Annotated in this window: 23 protein-coding genes; 8 read left to right on the plus strand and 15 right to left on the minus strand. The window is 46.9% G+C overall.

The genetic code is table 11. From position 1 onward, the window contains the following. Positions 1 to 45: 45 nt before the first annotated feature. Together IEW70_RS18080 and IEW70_RS18085 are read right to left on the minus strand one after the other, a co-directional pair. A complete protein-coding gene (locus IEW70_RS18080) occupies positions 46 to 585 on the minus strand; it encodes an MFS transporter (RefSeq protein ID WP_308423133.1) in 540 nt (179 codons plus the stop codon). Further along, a complete protein-coding gene (locus IEW70_RS18085; RefSeq protein ID WP_188646958.1) occupies positions 485 to 1,390 on the minus strand; it encodes an MFS transporter in 906 nt (301 codons plus the stop codon). Before IEW70_RS18085 ends, IEW70_RS18080 begins: the two co-directional genes overlap by 101 nt. Positions 1,391 to 1,470: 80 nt before the next feature. On the opposite strand from IEW70_RS18085, the gene IEW70_RS18430 reads away from it, so the two are divergent. The 3 genes from IEW70_RS18430 to IEW70_RS05730 all read left to right on the plus strand — a co-directional run bounded on the left by IEW70_RS18430 (position 1,471) and on the right by IEW70_RS05730 (position 2,238). Further along, entirely contained in the window at positions 1,471 to 1,788 is a 318-nt protein-coding gene (locus IEW70_RS18430) for an ABATE domain-containing protein (RefSeq protein WP_373285920.1), read from the plus strand. 20 nt (positions 1,789 to 1,808) lie between these two features. Next, on the plus strand, positions 1,809 to 2,015 hold the full coding sequence (locus IEW70_RS18435) for a CGNR zinc finger domain-containing protein (protein WP_188646960.1): 207 nt from the start codon (positions 1,809 to 1,811) through the stop codon (positions 2,013 to 2,015). 67 nt (positions 2,016 to 2,082) lie between these two features. Next, positions 2,083 to 2,238 carry a hypothetical protein gene (locus IEW70_RS05730; RefSeq protein ID WP_188646961.1) on the plus strand — a complete coding sequence of 52 codons (156 nt, stop codon included), beginning with the start codon at positions 2,083 to 2,085 and terminating at the stop codon, positions 2,236 to 2,238. A 612-nt stretch (positions 2,239 to 2,850) separates the two neighbouring features. On the opposite strand, the gene IEW70_RS05735 is transcribed toward IEW70_RS05730, so the two are convergent. The 3 genes from IEW70_RS05735 to IEW70_RS05745 form a co-directional block, all read right to left on the minus strand. Then, on the minus strand, positions 2,851 to 3,843 hold the full coding sequence (locus IEW70_RS05735) for a zinc-binding dehydrogenase (RefSeq protein WP_188646962.1): 993 nt from the start codon (positions 3,841 to 3,843) through the stop codon (positions 2,851 to 2,853). 67 nt (positions 3,844 to 3,910) lie between these two features. Then, positions 3,911 to 4,216: an AzlD domain-containing protein gene (locus tag IEW70_RS05740; RefSeq protein ID WP_188646963.1), complete on the minus strand. Its 306-nt coding sequence runs from the start codon at positions 4,214 to 4,216 to the stop codon at positions 3,911 to 3,913. Then, positions 4,213 to 4,923, minus strand: a complete 711-nt coding sequence (locus IEW70_RS05745; protein ID WP_188646964.1) for an AzlC family ABC transporter permease — start codon at positions 4,921 to 4,923, stop codon at positions 4,213 to 4,215. The genes IEW70_RS05740 and IEW70_RS05745 overlap by 4 nt, the downstream gene beginning before the upstream one ends. 108 nt (positions 4,924 to 5,031) lie before the next feature. Between IEW70_RS05745 and IEW70_RS05750 the strand changes: the two genes are divergently transcribed. After that, positions 5,032 to 5,589 carry a helix-turn-helix domain-containing protein gene (locus IEW70_RS05750; protein ID WP_188646965.1) on the plus strand — a complete coding sequence of 186 codons (558 nt, stop codon included), beginning with the start codon at positions 5,032 to 5,034 and terminating at the stop codon, positions 5,587 to 5,589. A 33-nt stretch (positions 5,590 to 5,622) separates the two neighbouring features. Here IEW70_RS05750 and IEW70_RS05755 read toward each other — a convergent pair whose 3' ends face one another. Beyond that, positions 5,623 to 5,889, minus strand: a complete 267-nt coding sequence (locus tag IEW70_RS05755; protein ID WP_188646966.1) for a metal-sensitive transcriptional regulator — start codon at positions 5,887 to 5,889, stop codon at positions 5,623 to 5,625. Between the two features lie 351 nt (positions 5,890 to 6,240). Here IEW70_RS05755 and IEW70_RS05760 point away from each other — a divergent pair, with 351 nt between their 5' ends. Continuing rightward, positions 6,241 to 6,576: a hypothetical protein gene (locus tag IEW70_RS05760; RefSeq protein WP_188646967.1), complete on the plus strand. Its 336-nt coding sequence runs from the start codon at positions 6,241 to 6,243 to the stop codon at positions 6,574 to 6,576. A gap of 242 nt (positions 6,577 to 6,818) precedes the next feature. Here the strand turns inward: IEW70_RS05760 and IEW70_RS17805 are convergent, their stop codons facing one another. The 4 genes from IEW70_RS17805 to IEW70_RS05775 form a co-directional block, all read right to left on the minus strand. Continuing rightward, on the minus strand, positions 6,819 to 7,013 hold the full coding sequence (locus IEW70_RS17805) for a MerR family transcriptional regulator (protein ID WP_373285912.1): 195 nt from the start codon (positions 7,011 to 7,013) through the stop codon (positions 6,819 to 6,821). Next, positions 6,977 to 7,141, minus strand: coding sequence for a MerR family transcriptional regulator (locus tag IEW70_RS18440; RefSeq protein WP_373285913.1), 165 nt, complete (start codon positions 7,139 to 7,141; stop codon positions 6,977 to 6,979). The genes IEW70_RS17805 and IEW70_RS18440 overlap by 37 nt, the downstream gene beginning before the upstream one ends. After that, positions 7,138 to 7,914, minus strand: a complete 777-nt coding sequence (locus tag IEW70_RS05770; RefSeq protein ID WP_188646968.1) for an SDR family oxidoreductase — start codon at positions 7,912 to 7,914, stop codon at positions 7,138 to 7,140. Before IEW70_RS05770 ends, IEW70_RS18440 begins: the two co-directional genes overlap by 4 nt. A 153-nt stretch (positions 7,915 to 8,067) precedes the next feature. After that, the gene (locus IEW70_RS05775) at positions 8,068 to 8,220 is read right to left on the minus strand and encodes a hypothetical protein (protein ID WP_188647087.1); all 153 of its coding nucleotides are present in this window, start codon (positions 8,218 to 8,220) and stop codon (positions 8,068 to 8,070) included. A 98-nt stretch (positions 8,221 to 8,318) separates the two neighbouring features. On the opposite strand from IEW70_RS05775, the gene IEW70_RS05780 reads away from it, so the two are divergent. Beyond that, a complete protein-coding gene (locus tag IEW70_RS05780; protein WP_188646969.1) occupies positions 8,319 to 9,437 on the plus strand; it encodes a mandelate racemase/muconate lactonizing enzyme family protein in 1,119 nt (372 codons plus the stop codon). A gap of 254 nt (positions 9,438 to 9,691) precedes the next feature. Further along, entirely contained in the window at positions 9,692 to 9,973 is a 282-nt protein-coding gene (locus IEW70_RS05785) for a hypothetical protein (RefSeq protein ID WP_188646970.1), read from the plus strand. Between the two features lie 391 nt (positions 9,974 to 10,364). On the opposite strand, the gene fdhD is transcribed toward IEW70_RS05785, so the two are convergent. The 5 genes from fdhD to IEW70_RS05810 all read right to left on the minus strand — a co-directional run bounded on the left by fdhD (position 10,365) and on the right by IEW70_RS05810 (position 16,490). Further along, a complete protein-coding gene (gene fdhD / locus IEW70_RS05790) occupies positions 10,365 to 11,159 on the minus strand; it encodes a formate dehydrogenase accessory sulfurtransferase FdhD (RefSeq protein ID WP_188646971.1) in 795 nt (264 codons plus the stop codon). 32 nt (positions 11,160 to 11,191) lie between these two features. Continuing rightward, a complete protein-coding gene (locus IEW70_RS05795; RefSeq protein ID WP_188646972.1) occupies positions 11,192 to 11,545 on the minus strand; it encodes a Na-translocating system protein MpsC family protein in 354 nt (117 codons plus the stop codon). Positions 11,546 to 11,632: 87 nt separating this feature from the next. After that, positions 11,633 to 12,112 carry a helical membrane plugin domain-containing protein gene (locus IEW70_RS05800; RefSeq protein WP_188646973.1) on the minus strand — a complete coding sequence of 160 codons (480 nt, stop codon included), beginning with the start codon at positions 12,110 to 12,112 and terminating at the stop codon, positions 11,633 to 11,635. Next, positions 12,112 to 15,084: a formate dehydrogenase subunit alpha gene (fdhF, locus tag IEW70_RS05805; RefSeq protein WP_373285914.1), complete on the minus strand. Its 2,973-nt coding sequence runs from the start codon at positions 15,082 to 15,084 to the stop codon at positions 12,112 to 12,114. The genes IEW70_RS05800 and fdhF overlap by 1 nt, the downstream gene beginning before the upstream one ends. Before the next feature lie 800 nt (positions 15,085 to 15,884). Continuing rightward, the gene (locus IEW70_RS05810) at positions 15,885 to 16,490 is read right to left on the minus strand and encodes a TetR/AcrR family transcriptional regulator (RefSeq protein ID WP_188646975.1); all 606 of its coding nucleotides are present in this window, start codon (positions 16,488 to 16,490) and stop codon (positions 15,885 to 15,887) included. 179 nt (positions 16,491 to 16,669) lie between these two features. Between IEW70_RS05810 and asnB the strand changes: the two genes are divergently transcribed. Continuing rightward, positions 16,670 to 18,493 carry an asparagine synthase (glutamine-hydrolyzing) gene (gene asnB, locus IEW70_RS05815; protein ID WP_188646976.1) on the plus strand — a complete coding sequence of 608 codons (1,824 nt, stop codon included), beginning with the start codon at positions 16,670 to 16,672 and terminating at the stop codon, positions 18,491 to 18,493. The last annotated feature ends 4 nt before the right edge of the window (positions 18,494 to 18,497 follow it).

Below are 18,497 nucleotides of genomic sequence, written 5' to 3' on the forward strand. Positions count from 1 at the left end.
AAATAGGGAGAAGGAGGTCATACTTTAACAGATCTTTATTTCTGCTTAAGCGGGATGATCCGGTGTGGCAGACGTTTTGTTTTTTTCTTCCGCTTGTTGCATTTGTGTCGGGATTTCACGAAGTTTGGAAATGGGAGAAAAAAGGATCCACAATAGTGCGCATAGTGTGCCAACAGATCCAATCAACAGTGTGGGGCGAAGACCGATCATATCTCCGAGTAACCCGCCCAGGAGGGAGCCGATGGGAGTCGTACCTGCGACAACGAACCGGTAACTGGCATTCATACGACCCAGTAAATGCTGAGGAGTAATCGATTGACGCAAGCTGATCACATGGATGTTGGATATAACCACACCGAACCCGATTAGAAAAAAGGAGAGGATCATTATTGACAAGGCTGCGTAACCAGGACCGCTGGCTAGGGGGATCAGTGAGTAAGCACCGCAACCGATGATCATTGAACCGATTATAGTAGGACCGATCTCAAAGCGTTTCCCAAAATAGCTGGCGGTCAAAGAACCCAGAAGTGCCCCAATACTTAGAGCTGTCACGACGAACCAGGCCGGGTCCGAATTGCAGTTCACGTGTCATGAAAATAAAAATGACCGTCCAAACCACTGTATAAAAAAGATTATAGGTGGCTGCTTCCCCGGCGATCGCACGTAGATAAGGGTTAACCAAAACGAGGCGAAAACCACCCTTCATTTCTCGAAACACTGTCCCGCGTTCCATCCGGTATTCTGTCTTCGGTTCTCTCTTGCGGATCAAGGAGAGAGAAAAGGCGGAAATGATATAGGAAATGGAATCAAAAATAATAACGACAGGAGCTGTTAGCAGGCTGACCAGTATACCGCCCAGACTCGGTCCGCTGACCTGAGCAATGGATGCGGTGGTCTGAAGTTTACTGTTCCCTTCCACCAACTCCGTACGTTTGACCAAAGAAGACAAATAAGACTGATACGCCACATCGAAGAGAACGGTGAGTACACCGGCCAGGAGGGCGATCACGTAGAGGGACTCCATTTGGAGAACACCCAAGAAGAAGCTCAACGGAATGAGACCGAACAATATAGCCCGGCCGATATTCGCCCCAATCATAATGGGAAGACGACGGGTTCGGTCAATCCAGACTCCCGCAAACAGAGTCACCAGTAGGTACGGCACATGTTGAGACGCATTCAAAAAACCCATCTGTGTCGCTGTTGCATGCAGCGAGACGACCGCCGTTAGAGGAAGAGCCACGAAGGTGATCTGTGTACCGAACAGTGACACCGTTTCACTGACCCACAGTTTCATAAAGTCGGAGTTGCGCCTACAATCCTCCGAAACGATTGGACAAAGCCCCCACGAATCAATCACCCGCCCTTTCGTCATCTTGATTGTAATCATCTAAATAATATATACTGCTTACAAAGAAAGTTATCATATTTTTACTAATCAAACAAGGAGTAGATGTTTTTTTGAATTTTTTGTTCATCGATTTTCTGAACAGCTTATGGCGAGATGGGGTACACACCGAATCGTTAGTCGATCGATTGGATAAGCCGGGTTGGCTGGAAGCCAAACTTACCAACTGGAATATTACTATCGACAGGTCGCCAAACAAAGTGGAGCTAAAAAAACTAAAAGAGCTTCGCTCTTGGCTATACGATCTCGTTGTGAAGTTGACAAATAAGATTTCGCTTAACCAGGAAGATGTAAAGCAAATCAATCAATACTTACAAAAGGTGTCCGTCCATCGGAAGGTTGTTATAAAAACCAATATCAGTTCGAATTTATACCTGTAAAGAAGAACTGGGACTGGATCATGATCGAAATTGTTTCTTCCTTTGCCGATTTACTCATCCATCATGATCCTGATCGGATTCGAATCTGCGAAAACCAATACTGTCTTTGGGTTTTTTATGACGAAAGCCGAAACCGGAGTCGACGCTGGTGTGATCACCGAACTTGCGGCAACCGGATGAACGTGCGTAAATTCAGAGAAAGGAAGCGTATGGAAAGGGGTGTTTAGAATGGTACGAAATAAGGAAGTGGATCGGATAGAATGATCATCCATTGAGGGGGAAAAGGCCTGCTGGATGAACTGGAAAAGCGGTTCTGACAGCTGGGCTGCGAGAAAGGTCAACCTGTTCATCTTCATCGAACGGGATAATGCTTTGAAGCTATTTACGCACCGTAATGATTTGATTTTTATGGAGCAGTGGAATTTGGTCATAGGCTTTGAAAGAGGCTGATCAGCCGCTTGTTTATTTGCGTTTTCATTTAACCTCCCAAAACAAATATTTTGTAACGTTATACTAAGGTGTTTTTATGGATTTATCCCTGTGATATCTCATTAGATAAAGTTAACTTGAGTTTTGAGATATTATGAAAAACCAAGACAGAAATTTTGTGTCATGTTGTCATACAGATTCGATTTCTTTTATCGGTTTATTTTCCTTTTTTTAGGTTTTGGATGAGTTTAAAATTATACTTTTTATGGGACTGCCTATTACAACGAATCTAAAGGGGTTCTATTGAATCGTACCCCCAATAGGACCTCTACCCTTCGGTTGGGATTTCGGGGGCCTTATACGACGTTTGATTACGCCCATTTTATGGTAATGTGAGTATTTCTAACGGTTGGGCACATAAACAGGAAATAATTGGACGATCATTGCGAAGGTTTCTTCACCGATGGAAGTTGATGATGGAGTTCTTCTTTCAGCGGGGAAAAATCACAATCATCAACGGGGTGCATCTCCATCTTTCCTCTCCCTCATAAATGATGGTTCTGGATTCACTCTTGGCCGTGTTTTCAGTCATATGAAAAAGCGACCCTGTATAAGGGCCGCAGTATGTTTGGTTTACTCCGTGATAAAACATATTTTTCCAAATTGCTCTCCTTCCTCCATCCGGAGAAAACCTTTCGCCGCTTCGGCCAACGGATATACTTTATCGATGACCGGGTGAATTTTCTGTTTACAGACAAAGTCCAGCATTGCACGGAATTCCTCAGCACTGCCCATGGTTGTTCCCAACAAGTTGAATTGGCCGTAGAAAAACTCCCTCAGCGGAAGGGTGACTTCATCTCCTGTTGTGGCGCCATAAGTTACCATTCTTCCCCCGGGGCGGAGCTGGGACAGGGATTTCAAGAAAGTCGCCGGTCCGATGCTTTCAATAACCACATCCGCCTTCTCCCCTTTCATGGCTTCCTCCCAGTCACCATGACTGTCGATTGCGTGATCCGCTCCCAATTCCAGCGCACGATTTCTTTTCATTTTGCTTCGGGAAGTGACGGTCACCTTTGCGCCGACAGCTTTGGCAAATTGGAGAGCATATGTAGCAACCCCGCTGCCGATCCCTGGAATCAGTACATGCTCGCCCGGTTGGATTTTGGCCCGGGTAAACAGCGCCCGATAAGCCGTCAGAGCAGCCAAAGGCAATACTCCCGCTTCCTCCCAATTCAAATGCGCCGGTTTTTTCTCCACATTTTCTGCGGGAATCACGATATTTTCCGCAAACGTCCCGGCAGTAGGCACACCCAGGATCTCAAAGTTTTTCGGCGGTGCATCACTTTGGCGGGGCCAGTTCAGGCTGGGGTTGATCACCACTTTGTCGCCTTCCGCAACATTTGTGACATTTTCGCCGACAGCTTTGACAATACCGGCACCGTCCGACCCGAGAATTACCGGATCTTCGTGTTCTCTTTCGCGAAACAGCATCCAAATATCCCGGTGATTGAGACCGGCGGACCTCAAGCGCACTTTTACTTCATTCGGACCGGGTTCCCGTTCCTCCATTTGCCGGAAGTCCAAGCTGTCAAAACCGCCGGGTCCATGATGTACAACTGCGTTCATGATCATCCCCCTTGTGTTGTCGTTATTCACTTCGTTCCACTATGTCCTGTCTGTCAAACCTCCATCTTTACATCATTTGATACAGTATGAGGGCCAAGACGGAACCCAGAACAGGAACAATGAGATGGCGGCCAAAGTAAGCCAAAGTGATGGCTGTTACCGCGCCGACCAAACCGAATCCCGTATCTTCCGGCTTGATATGCAGGATGCCGGGGAATAAAAGCGCTCCCAATAAGGCGTAAGGAACATTTTCCATCACCCTTTTCAAACTGCTCGGGATCCCTTTTCCATTTATGAAAACCAACGGTGCCATCCGGGGCAAATAAGTAACCACTGCCATACCGAAGATGATCCAGTACAAAGATGAATTCATGCTTTGACACCTCTCCATCGGGAAAAACCTTCCGTGATTAGCGAAGCCAACAGAGCCGCGCTGATGAAAGACCATCCGCTGTCCAATCCACATCGCAGCAACAAAAAGTGAGTGATGCCGGACAGGATGACCAACAATAACACCTTGACACTGGTTTTCATGGCAGGGACCAGCAAACCGATGAACAAAGCATACAGCGCAAAGTTCATCCCTGCTTCCAATTCAGGAGGCAACATGGAACCGATCAAGTATCCGCATCCTGTACCGACGGCGAAAATGATATATGATAGAAAGCAGAGACCGTATAAGAAAGCAGTGGATACCCTTCCTTTTTCCATGGCGGAAACGGAAAAAGTCTCATCGGTGATGGCGAATGCGTATAACGCTTTTTTCCAGGGATGATCCTCTTCCACTTTGTCCCTGAGTCCAAGGCTCATCAAAAAGTGGCGGGAGTTGACCGCAAAGACGGAAAAGATCACTTCCCAGGCTCCGGCGTGAGCTGCAATCATATTCAATGCAAGAAATTGCGACGCACCGGCGAAAACCAGCAGGGACATCAACATCGACTCTGTCAGTCCGAGTCCGGTACTTTTCGCTGTTAACCCAAATGTCAATGAAACAGGAAAATACCCTACAGCAACCCCTGCCCCTGCCTGAAGACCTTTGCGAAAAGGAGTCTGTGCAGGCGGAGAAACGACTGCTTTCATATCCGCATCACCCCGATTTGTTGTATATAACGAACAAATATGTTAAATATATTATACAGATTAAACGAATGGCGGGAGTAAATCAATACAAAAAATAGGAGATGTTCTATGAATAAAGAAGATCTGAATCGTCTCATCGGCAGTACGTTGAAAAGGATCCGTTCCGAAAGAAAAATGAGTTTGGATAATGCCGCCGCTCTTACCGGAGTCAGCAAACCAATGCTGGCTCAAATTGAAAAGGGGGAGTCCAATCCTACTGTTAGTACTTTATGGAAAATCGCAGCCGGGTTGGGTGTACCATTTAGTACGTTTTTGGAAAAGCGCCATCCGGAAGTTAAAAAGGTAGACCGTGACTCGATCGAACCGTTAAAAGAGGATGAGGGACGCATGTTGGTGGTGCCTCTCTTCTCTCTTGCTTCGGGGAATCCTTTTGAGATTTATGCGCTGACTTTGAAGCCGGGGTGTCACTATGTGTCGGCACCTCATTTAGAGGGAGTGGAAGAGTACAACTTTATCGAGGAGGGAGAAATGATCCTTGAGATCGAGGAGATGAGCTACACATTGAAGAAAGGGGAAAGCATCCGCTTTACCGCGAATGTCAGTCATACATATATCAACGAAACGAACCGGGATTGCCGCTTGTTGACGATGATTCACTACAAATAAAAAAGAGCCCTTCCACGGCTCTTTCACGTGTGGTCATCTGCTTTTGACGAGCAGCTGAATGGCTTCCTGTACCACTTTGGCGGAATCGCCCTCTTCCCCTTTGGCGATCTCTTCACGGATGCAGTGCTCCAAGTTGGTGCCGACAATAATGGCAATAGCGCGGTCTACTGCAGACCGGACAGCCGACATCTGTGCTACGACCTCTTTACAGTCTTTCCCCTCTTCCATCATCCGCAATACACCGCGGACTTGTCCTTCGATCCGACGCATTCTTTTTTTCATATCGTCACGGTATTCCATATCGGCCAGCCTCCTTTCCCTATCTTGCTTCACTCTACCGTTGGATATCCCTGTCCGGCCAGTACAGGATTCCGCCCCGCACCAGGTGATAAACTGTTCATATTGTGGAGCTGCCGAACATCTACCAATAACCCCGGTTGTTCTCGGATTGCTGTCTGAAACTTGGGTGCAGCAACTCCTTCCTATGATGATACTCTTCTGTGACACGGTTGTCCACTAAAGCCGCACTTCCTTAGCCCTTTCGCGAACGTCGTTTTTACTATAGGAATGTACTGTCCATTAATCAAAAAAAGAGCGTGATTTACGCTCCTTTTTTTGATCGTTACAGTGTCGGGTGTTATAACGTTATAGATGAACCACATCACCATGATTACCTGCCTTCTTCTCTCCGGCTCTCCATCATTGATCATCGAATTTCAATCTCAATCCCTTGCAGCTTATGCCTATTCTGATGAGTACGATGTGGATCATAAGGATGTTAAGTATCAAAAAATGAATGTCAATCGCCGGGATACATTTAAGAAAACCGTACAACAGGAAGCTAGTCGAGATCGTACTGTTGAATGGGCAGGGGTTATTGGGGTGTCTGCACTGTTGGGATGGCTGGGGTGGCGCTGGTTTAGACCAAAAAGGGGTAAAACCAGCAATGTTACAATAGCCGCAAACTGCCTATTTATTGGAAGATAAGCCTGTCTATAGGGAGCAGTGGAACCAAAAACAGAGTTTAACGTTACTGGTAAGAAAATCGGACTGTTAATGAGTTGATTTCTACGTGTTACTGGAAGTAAAAGTCCTTAAGTAGGCTAGTAAATGATTACTGGCATGATGTTAACACTCTTTTCCAAAATGGCTCCAAATTCCACGAATCGTTGTCACCCTTGTTACTACTAGACTTTGTGAATTGTCAGTTCAATTAACGCCTTAAGCATCTACAGAATACCTTGCAGTGTCTGCGGTCCTTCAGTCAGGCAAGCCCGGATTTCTTGAAGAGAAAAACCCAGAAACCTCAAGACGAGGACTTGTTCCAATCGGAACAAGTCCTTTTCCGTATACAGGCGGTGGCCGGTGTCGGTGCGAAAAGACGGCTTTAAAGACCGACCTTGTCGTAGTATCGGAGTGTCCACACCGTTACCGAAGCCTGATTAGCAAACTGACTGGTTTTATACGTGAGCGGTTTCAAGGTGTCCCTCCTTTGCCCCCCGTATAAAAGGTGACGCAACTTCAGCTTCAAGCCCTTTTTTATTTCTTTCATCGGATAAACCCTCCTTCGGAATGGATGACTTGTCCTGTGATCCATCCGGCTTCCTTTCGGGCTAAAAAGGCAATCAAACGAGCTGCATCCTCCGGACGTCCTTCCCGTCCCATCGGAAATCGGGGCAGTAACTCCTTTTTGATCACCTCATCCATCCAGCCGGTATCCGTTGGGCCGGGATTAACAGCGTTAACCGTAATTCCCTTGGAAGCCACTTCCACTGCAAGTGTTCGGATGAAAGCTTCGATCGCTCCTTTGGTGGCGATATAGGCCAGCTCTCCAGGCATCGGTCCCAGCGACTGGCCTGAGGTCATCGCGATGATGCGGCCGTCACACCCGGTCGGACACCTTTGGGCAAACAAACTGCTGAGCAGGAGTGTTGCGCGCATATTTACGGCATAGTGGGCATCGAGAATCTCTGCGGTCAGCTTATCAAAATGAATATCCCGCAGAGAATAAGCTGCGTTATTTACCAGGATGGCAGGTGTCCCCAAGCGCTTTTCCGCTTCATCCAACACACGGGCGGGAGCGGCGGGATCGGACAGGTCGATGGAGAGACTTTCTGCACGTATTCCGGCTTGGCGCAACTCTCTTTCCAATGCGAGCGGTTCTTCTTCCGTTATTCCCCATGCCATCTGTTGGTCATAAGGATGCCAATGGGTGAAAAAGATATCGGTACCTTCTTGAGCCAGTGCCCGACAGATCGCCGCACCGATTCCTTTGCGGCGGGTGGCGCCGGTAACGATGGCGATCCGGGAGCATCGTTGAGTCATCGTGTTCACCTCGGTCAAAATGAGTTTTTTTCCTCTTTTTGTACAATTATCAGTATAGAGAAATATTTGGGGATGACAAGCCTGCTCTGAATAACCGTTTCACATCGTTAATGTACTGTTCCACCGTATTGACGGACCGACCGTATGAACTGCTTACTCCTGTCGCCAGGCTTCCACCAACTCTTCATGTGGGTCGATCCTTTGAAAGTTTTGCCGGTAATGATACATCGTCACCTGGATGAAAATCATTAAAAAAGCCAAACTGACAAACAGGATCAACATGCGTTCCAAGGCCACTCTGTCCAAATCACGGGTGTCTCCCCTTTCCATTTAGTTCGTTTATCAATTAGGTATTTTTTCAAAGTATCATACATCGCATGTTCAAGATGAGAGGCTGTGACAACATGATCATTCGGCAAATAGATACCTTTCCGCTTTATTATTCTTTGCCCCGGCCCTATGGAGATGCCAATGGGTATAAAACCTACCGTTCCTGTTATCTTTTTCGGATCCGGACGCAATCGGGACTGGTAGGATGGGGAGAATGTACCGGATGGCTTCCCGGATTGGAACGGGAGTTTCGGGATCGGGTCATCCCTTATCTCCTGGGAAAAAAAGCAAATGAACACCTGAAGATGACAACCTACATCCAAACCTGGAACCGCCGCATTGCAGCGGGTGTCAGTATGGCCCTAACGGAAATCTTTGCCCATAAAGCAGGTGTATCGGTCTGTGATCTTTGGGGAGGAAAACAGCATGCGTCCATCCCGGTCTATGCATCTTTTCAATCGTATCGGGAACAGCCCGATTGGAAGAAAGCGTCCCTGAAGGATATAGAACAAGCGGTATCCCGGGGGTTTTCGAAGATCAAAGTGAAAATCGGGGGGAGACCGCTGGCGGAAGATCAGGAGCACATCCAGTCCCTGATGGAAATGGTGGATGGTAGCGTACAGGTCGCTGTCGATGCCAACCAAAGCTATGATGCAGCTACTGCGATACAGTGGAATCCCGTATTTGACCGGTGGGGCAATTGGCTCTGGCTGGAGGAACCCATGCCCCTCGCTCAGGTGAAAGCTTATGAAAAGGTGTCCAGCCGATGCTCCATTCCTCTGGCCGGGGGAGAAAACCTGGTCAAGCCGGAAGACTTCTTGCCGTTTTTACGGAAGAAAGGATTGGATCTTATCCAACCCGATCCCGTTCACATGGGCGGGATGAATGAGTATCGCAATACCCTGCAGATGGGGCGTAGTTTTGGTATTCGCGTATCTCCGCATACCTTTGACGGATTTCTTTCGGGTTGGTATGCCATCCTGGCCCAAAGCTGCCTCGGTTCTTGGAGCAAAATGAAGGGAGAAACGGTAGAACCCGTCGAGTGGGACGTGATGGAGTGTCCGTGGAATCAAGGTTGGCCGATCCAACCGATAAACGGTGTGATTCCGATTCCGGAAGGCGTGGGGATTGGCGTGGATTGGGATATCCGGGAGTGGGAACGGTGGAAATGGGATGGTAGGTCGTTTTCGTAAAAAATAACTGGCTTCCTCCTCTCCACCATTATGCACCTCTTTTTTTCCTCACCGAGCGGGGATATCCGGGGATTTTTCAAGATAAGAAAATTATACCAACCGAAAAACGCTGTTCAAGTCACAAGCACGTAACCCTTCTTATTACTAATAATCTTTACCGAAGTAGGATTATATCGCAAATGGTTACGTATTTTTTTAACCGAACTCAAAACATAATCCCCCTTGCTCCACATAAGATCTAGGTGGAGAATAAAATGGACGGGGGTGTGTTTTTGGGGGTCTATGTGAGTAGCTTTGTTTTAGTGGCCGTTATCTACACGTATGTACTCATTGTGGTCAATCGGCACCGTAACGCTCTGTCCTCCATGGCAGGGATGTGGATCGCCATGGGGTTGGCCATGATCCTCAGCGTTCTCATTGGAACGCTTCTGGGGATCTTGTGGGTTCAGATGACTTGGCCCACCACATTTCTGTTACTCTGGGTATGGCAATGGGTTATCTCGCGGGGAGACCCGTTCACCGTTTGGCTTCTTTAGACGGTATGCTCGCGGGATTCATGGGTGGCTTGATGGGACCCATGTTGGGTGTGATGGTGGCTCCTGAAAGCCCACTATTGATGATCGGTTTCCTAGATATCGTGTCCGTTGGGATGGCCATGGTACTTATATCCTGGATCCGAGAACTATCGACTACTTCGATCTCTTATTCTCAGGGAACCGATGATGAAAACAGGGTATAAAAACAGCGCCTGCTGTCCTTGGACAGCAGGCGCTGTTTACTTAACCGTCATTGCAAAGCTTGGACATCATACACCCCACTTTTAGAACTTCCTGAGGGATGTTTTCCTTTTCAGGAGCTACACAAAAAGGCCGTCCCGGACTCGGAACGGCTAGACTTCATCGTCAATAACTTAGGCAACCATACCACTCAACTATGAATACGCTCGGTATGTGTGTATACATTTAAAGAATGATTTCGGATAAATCCTACCGTTGTAATCCCCAACTCTTCCGCTAACTGTAATGCCAGTACGGTAGGCGCTGATTTAGATAACACAATCTCACATCCGATTTTGGAAACTTTCAACAATACTTCTGAAGAGATACGCCCACTGAACACAATGATTTTGTCATTCATGGGAATGGTATGTTTCAAACAATACCCGTAAATTTTATCGAGGGCGTTATGCCGTCCAATATCCATTCTTGATATAACGATCCCATTGCGATCACAAAGTGCAGTGTTATGAACTCCTCCTGTGTTTTGAAATGTCGTCGCGGATTTTTGCATTAACTCCATCAATCGAAAGCAATCCTGAAATGAGATTTTCACCTTGGCGGAAGTAAATGTGTTTGCCGTTTTGGCATCACTGTAGAAATAAAAACTCTGTCGGCTTTTTCCGCAACAAGAGGTAACATACCTCTTGGAATGAAACATCTGGTTAAATTTATTCACCTTAAAGGTATCTACATAGGCTTTCCCGGTTGTTTCTATAATACGGATTTGTTTTATGTCTTCGTAACTGCTGATGATACCTTCCGATGCCAAAAAACCAATGACCAAATCTTCCATGTGTTCGGGTGTACATACCATTGTTGCGAACTCTTGATTGTTTAGCATGATTGTAATGGGATACTCAGTAACGACTGTATCTTCGGACTGATGGATGTAACCCTTTTCATAACGTAGAATTTGTCGTGATAATTGAATTGGTTGAAGCACAAGGCTCACCACCGATTAGGTTTACAAAGTAGTTATTTAGACTCAATAGGTTTATTAAAAACATAAACTGTCATCGCGATATCAAGATCTAAATTGATGTCCGTAAAGATAGTCACAAGTTTTGCGTCTACAAGCTCTTCAAGTTTTGTTACGACTTCCTTATCTTTATAAATATCTTTCACTAATGTGGTTCGGGCTTCATGGACCATCTTCTTTCCATTTTCCGAATGGATCATAAACTCTTCTACATTTGTCAAATTCCCTTTCATTTCACTGATTACCCATGGACCCATAATTCGAGTTTTGATTTCTTTGGGCCCGTTCCCGACATATTTTTTACGTATTTCACGAACCAACATACTGAATTGATGTTCTAAGCTTTTCATAAAATACACCCTTCAGATTAATATTAACATAAGGATACTTCCCTCGGAATAAATCACAACTCAACGGTGGGCCTCCAACTTTCCAGATTAATCTTTCAAACCTTCTCCCATTCCTTTTAAAAAACGGAGGCTAAACCCCATCGCACGGTTAATATCCGGGTCTCTCAAAGCTTTCAACAAATCGAGAATGCCCACTTGGGTGTTATTTTCAATGTCTTCTTCTGCTTTCTTCAGACCCTTTACCACACTGCCCGTCAATTTTTTGGTCATTTCCGGATCTAGTTCTGTCAGTGCTTCGGCTGCAGCCATTACGTTGTTGATAGCTCGAGTTACAGGAGGGTTTAAAAGCTGCCCGACGGCGATTTTTGTTATTTTTTCTTTCGCTTCGAACAACGCTTTAACAGCTTCAAGAACTCCACTATTGTGGAGTTCTTGAAGAAGTTGAATCGTCTGTTGGATACCTTCAGCGTTGTCGGCTACATCTTTGATCACTTTTTCAAGTGAACGTTGTTGCATTTCTTTTTCAGTAAGAGTGGGCTGTTCGATCTTTGTGATTGGTTTTGCCATTATTGATCACCTGCCAGATTTACGTCCGCGATTGGTTCATAATCTTTACGGGCCCATTTCCGCTCTACCTGAACACCCACTTGAGGGTTCCGGGTCGCATACCGGGGGTTGTACCTCGGCAAAGGGATGATGCCGTCTTTCTCGAGTACCTCCATCCGAACCCTCGCTTGCTTGTACGCTGGCGTATTTGTGCGGACATCCACCGCGTTGCCTGTCAGCAGGTTGACCGCATGCTGATGGCTGGCAGAGTGCATGGGAAGGTACAGTTCGTTTCCGTGAACACGATCGGTCACCAGCGCGCGTACTTTAACCCGACCGTAGGGGGATAAGAGGCGAACGAGGGAACCGTCTTTTACGCCGCGTTCTTTTGCCAGTTTTCGGGATACTTCCACGAACACTTCGGGGAATTTATACTGAATCCCCTCCGATTTGCTGGTTAAGTTTCCTTCATGGAAATGCTCCAGCAGGCGGCCGTTATTTAAGACCAAATCGAATTCTGCCGCCATATTGACAGGCGGAACATAATCTACAAGGGAAAGTCGGGCTTTTCCGTCCGGGAAGTTAAATTGTTCACTGTAAAGAAGCGGAGTGTCGGTCCCGTCCTCCTGAACGGGCCAATTCAAGCTGTTCCACCCCGAGAGGCGTTCGTAGGAAACCCCTGCAAAGCTCGGACACAGGCTCGCGATCTCATCCATGATGTCACTGGGCCCCTCATAGTCCCAATCGGCTCCCATCGCTTTGGCGATCTCCCGAATGATCCACCAGTCGGGCATCGAACTCCCTAACGGATCAAGGGCTTGATATAGACGTTGTATACGCCGTTCCGTGTTGGTGAAGGTACCTTCTTTTTCGAGGGAAGGAGCGGCCGGCAGAATAACGTCCGCAAATTGCGCTGTCTTTGTGAAAAATACATCCTGCACGACAAAGAAATCGAGTTTGGACAGAATTTCATGGACATGGTTCGCGTTGGAATCGACCCAGGCCATATCTTCTCCGACCAGATACATTGCTTTCAGCTTGCCTTCCTCAATCGCTTCAAGCATCTGGATGTTGTCGAGGCCGGGCTGTGCGGGAATAGATGCACCGTATGCCTGTTCAAATTTTTCACGGTCCTCATCGTTGGTGACGGGTTGATACCCAGGCAGCCATGCGGGTAAAGTGCCCATGTCGCAGGCTCCTTGTACATTGTTGTGCCCGCGCAGCGGATACGCACCCGCCCCCGGACGGCCGTAGTTGCCCGTAATCAGCAGCAGGTTGGAAATCGCGGCGGAGGTATGGGAACCGCCTGTGTTCTGTGTGACGCCCATTCCCCACAGGATGCAGGTACCGTCCGCTTCATGAATCATTTTTGCTGTTTCGATCAATTGTTCTTTGGAAATGCCGGTTACTTTCTCCGCATACTCAAGTGTATAACGTTGAAGTAATTGGAGATATTCTTGATAGTTGTTTACGCGGGCCTTGATAAATTCTTCATCATGCCACCCTTGATCGATGATGTATTTTGCAACAGCGGTGATCCATACAAAATCCGTACCTTGTTTCGGATGTAAGTAAAGATCGGCACGCTCCGCCATTTCGTGCTTACGGAGGTCTGCAACAATCAATTTTTGACCGTTCAATTTTTTGGCTCGTTTTACCCGGGTTGCTAGTACCGGATGGCCTTCTGTCGGATTAGCACCGACAATGATGACAAGGCCCGCTCCAGCAATGTCCCGGATCGTTCCCGCGTCCCCACCGTAGCCCACCGTTGACAGCAACCCGTCGGTGGCGGGGGATTGGCAGTAACGGGAACAGTTGTCAACGTTGTTGGTTCCAAATACCTGTCGGGCCAGCTTCTGCATCAGGTAATTCTCTTCATTTGTGATTTTGGACGAAGAGATAAACCCGACTGCGTCTCCGCCCTCTTTCTTTTTGATGGATCCCATCTTATCCGCGATCAAACTGAGCGCTTCTTTCCAGGTGGCGGGGACAAACTGATCGCCTTTCCGGATCAGCGGAGTGGTGATGCGCTCCTCGCTGTTTACAAAATCCCATCCAAATTTCCCTTTTATACAAGTGGAAATACTGTTGACGGGAGCATCTTCTACAGGCTCGATTTTCAAGATTTGGCGGTCTTTTGTCCAGACCTTGAAGGAACAGCCGACACCGCAGAATGTACAGACGGTTTTTGTTTTCTTTATGCGGGTTTGACGCATCGCAGCTTCCACTTCGGAAACAGCAAAAATCCCAGTATAACTAGGCTCCACTTTTTTTACAAAATCAATCATGGGATTCAACAGATCTTTATCCATACCCGTCATGAAGCCTGCATTACCCAGCATCGATTTTTCCATCAGTGCATTGCACGGACACACGGTTATACACTGTCCACAAGAAACACAGGAAGATTCATTGATCGGCACGTCATTATCCCAGATGACACGGGGGATGTTACGCTCCCAATCAATGGAAAGCGTTTCATTGACCTGGACATCCTGACACACTTCCACACATCGTCCGCACAAGATGCATTGATCGGGATCGTAGCGATAAAATGGGTGGGACATATCCACTTCGTACGGTTTCTCCCGAAACGGTCGCGTTTGATGTTCGATTTCGAGGAGTTCTGCGGTATTGTGGATCCTGCAATTTCCGTTGTTGTTATCACAAACCGTGCAATAAAGCATATGATTTTCCAAAATCCTGTCCATTGCTTCGTTTTGTGCCCGTTTGGCCCGTTCCGACGACGTGAAAATGCTCATCCCTTCCTGAATGTGCGTCGAACAGGCTCTCATAATTTTTCCATCGATCTCGCACATGCAAGTGTCACATGTTTGGATGGGACCTAAATCAGGTGAATAACAAATATGAGGATGTTCTATGTTTTGTTTGAGAAGGTAATCGAGAATCCTCGTGCCTTCTTCCGCTTCATGCGCGATTCCATTGATTGTAAATGCGATTTTTCGGTTCACTGTGGACCTCCTCTCACACAAAAAAAACCCACCATAAAACAATTTGTGCGTTTTTGGCACAGATTGTTTTATGGTGGGTTAATTCCTAAGCATATCTCGATGCCAGTCATCAATCCCGCCATAGCTTAAAAGGAAGAACAGGATCATTGGGCAATTTGTTGTTACCCCATGTCAATGAACTTCCTTAAATATCTTTTATTATAATCGACTGGAGAAAACCAATCAACTCTACAAGGACGATCCTTCAAATGTCCCATACTCGTACTTTCCACTTCAAAGAACGAAGAAGATAAACGCGATCACCAGCAAAAACAATAAAAAAATCCCGAACCCGATTAACAGGATAGACATCGCGATCCCCCTTTCATCTCGTAATATCCTATGAACCGGAAGGAATATTGAAAGGGATACCTGCCGGGAACCGGGACCATAGGATGAAAAAAGGCCGTTAACCGGTGTCAACAGCCTTTTTTCAAGTCGCGTTGGCAATCCGGGCACTTCTCCCGCTTCAACATGACGTTCCAGCTCTATCTTGGAAAAAGACGCGCTTACCGTCGAGATCGACTTCGATAGCACCTTTGCGGGAGGGGACTAGGAAGGGTATTCAGATGTATAACTAGGAAAAAGCCTGATATATCACCCCTGACAAATCCCCGCCGGGACTTAAATAGATATTCCTCTGGCTCCAGCTCTCTTCCTTGCTCCTTTATATACAGCTCCTAAACGGCGGCTCTTCTCCGTCTTCTTCTCTGCAACTCATAAAACCGTTGCGGTTTTCCCTTCTCTCGACCCATCGACCCCATCCCAATACTTGACGATGGCTAGGTTTGTATGTGTTGCACTCTAAGGCGCGTCAATTGAGTGGCCATGTATTCGGGAGTGTAAGGGAGATCGTTTCTCAGCCACCAAGCGATAACACCGAGATAGGCGGAAGCGGCATATTGGATGAGAATCTCTTTGGGAATGGCCGGCCTTATATCATTGGACATGCTATGTGTGAGGCGTTCATTTAATACATCGACAAATACATCGAGTAAGCGGAATAAAAATCGCTGTTGTCCTTTATTGCCGAGCATCACTTTATAAAACTGCTCGTGCTGAGCTACATGTTCAAAGACATAGACCAAGTCGGAAAGCGGACGAATAACATTTCCATTCGAATCGGTTATGTTTTCATCGATGAGGCGGCTTTTTTTCATCCCTTTGACCAGTTCCGTCAAAATATCTTTGATACTTTGGTTTAAAAGATCTTCCTTATCGCGGTAATGGAGATAAAAAGTCGCTCGGTTAAGAGTAGCTCGCTGTGTGATATCTTGTACACTGATCGAGTCATATCCTTTTTCCCCGATGAGTTCGATCAGAGCGTTTCTTAGCATTTGGCGCGTACGAACAACCCTGGGATCTAGTTTTTTCCGTTTGTTTGACATCTTTCATCTTCCTATGAATTTTTAGTGGATTTATAATCAATGCTTCCCTGTTTGTTGAGTAATCAACAGATTATGCGGATTTGTTTGTTGAAATCCTACCTAATCCTATTATAATCAACAATGTGTTGATTAACAAACGAACTGTCAATAAAGCTGATAACCGACAGGAGATGGTAGACATGTGTGGAATTGCCGGCTGGATCGATTGGGAAAACGACCTTTCTGGTCAAAAGGAAATATTGAAAGATATGGCTCGAGCGATCCAAAACCGCGGACCCGATGCGGAAGGTTTCTGGTTTTCGCCCCGGGCGGCTTTGGCCCATCGCCGCTTGATTGTGATCGACCCGGAAGGCGGTCTCCAACCGATGATCGTACAGCAGGGAGATCGTCGTTATGCAATGATATACAATGGTGAGATTTATAACTATCTCGAACTGAAAAAAGAGCTGCAAGAACGTGGTCATGTGTTTAAAACCCATTCGGATACCGAAGTATTGCTGCATACGTATCTCGAATGGGGAGAAGATTGCGTAAGGCACCTGAATGGGATTTTCGCTTTTGCCATTTGGGACGAGGCGAAACAAAAACTGTTTTTGGGACGGGACCATTTGGGTGTCAAACCGCTGTTTTATACCCAACGCGGGAGTATGATCCTGTTTGCGTCCGAGTTGAAATCAATCTTAGCGCATCCTGAGGTAAAACCGGAAATTGATGCTGAGGGATTGGCAGAGATATTTGGGAACGGGCCGATGCGTACACCCGGGGTTGGTGTATTCAAAGGGATCAAAGAGGTTCGTCCCGGCCATTCCATCCTGTTCACCCGCGAAGGGAAACGGGTGACTCGTTATTGGAATCTAAAAAGTGAACCCCATACGGATGATGTAGAGACAACAGTAGCAAAAATTCGCGATATTTTAGAAGATACCGTGCGCCGGCAGCTCATCTCCGACATGCCGGTGGTGACTATGCTTTCCGGCGGACTGGACTCGAGCGGTCTGACGGCGATCGCCGGGAAAGAATTTGCGAAAGAGGGGCGGACCCTTCACACCTATTCGATCGACTTTGTCGGCAGCGACCACGACTTCCAAAAAGATTTACTGCACCTCGATCTCGATGCGCCGTGGGTCAAACGGGTCTCCGATTATGTGAAAACCGAGCATCACACCATTGTATTGGATTCCGAAGAACTGATTGAAAACTTGCTCGTTCCACTAAGGGCGCGCGACTTACCGGGAATTGGAGAGATGGAAACATCTCTTTATCTTCTTTTCCGCGAAATGAAAAAAGACGCTACGGTCGCTTTGTCTGGTGAGTCGGCAGACGAAGTGTTTAGCGGATATCCTTGGTTCCATCAGGAAGCGTTCTTAAATGCAGGCACATTTCCATGGCGAGTGAGCAGCACCGGGAATCTGACTCATTTATTATCCCCAGAGACTCTCAATCACGTGCGTCCAGAGGAGTATGTACAAGCACGATATGAAGAAGCGATCGCCGAAGTGCCCGCGCTTGAAGGGGAAGACCCTCTCGAGGCGCGGCAACGGGAAATGTCTTATCTTTTCATCACCCGGTTCCTGCCATTCATGCTCGACCGCAAGGACCGTACCAGCATGTACACCGGATTCGAAGTCCGCGTACCGTTCTGCGATTACCGTTTGGTCGAGTACCTTTGGAATGTGCCTTACCGGGTGAAAAAAGTAGACGACATCGAAAAAGGGATTTTACGGCGTGCACTGAAAGGCTACTTACCGGACGATGTGCTCTATCGTAAAAAAAGTGCCTATCCAACAGTGCAAAACCCTGTTTATTACCAAGCGGTCAGCCGCTGGATGAAGGATATCTTAGCTGATCCTAATTCTCCCGTCTGCTCTCTGATCGATAAAAAGAAATTGCAAGCCGTGATTGATGGGAAAACACATCTCGATCCTGGCCGAGTTGTAAAAGCTTTGGAGTATCTCATTCAAGTAAATACTTGGATCAAAGAATACGGCATTACCATTCGCTAACCTA

Source organism: Marinithermofilum abyssi, from assembly GCF_014641195.1.
Lineage (GTDB): Bacteria > Bacillota > Bacilli > Thermoactinomycetales > DSM-45169 > Marinithermofilum > Marinithermofilum abyssi.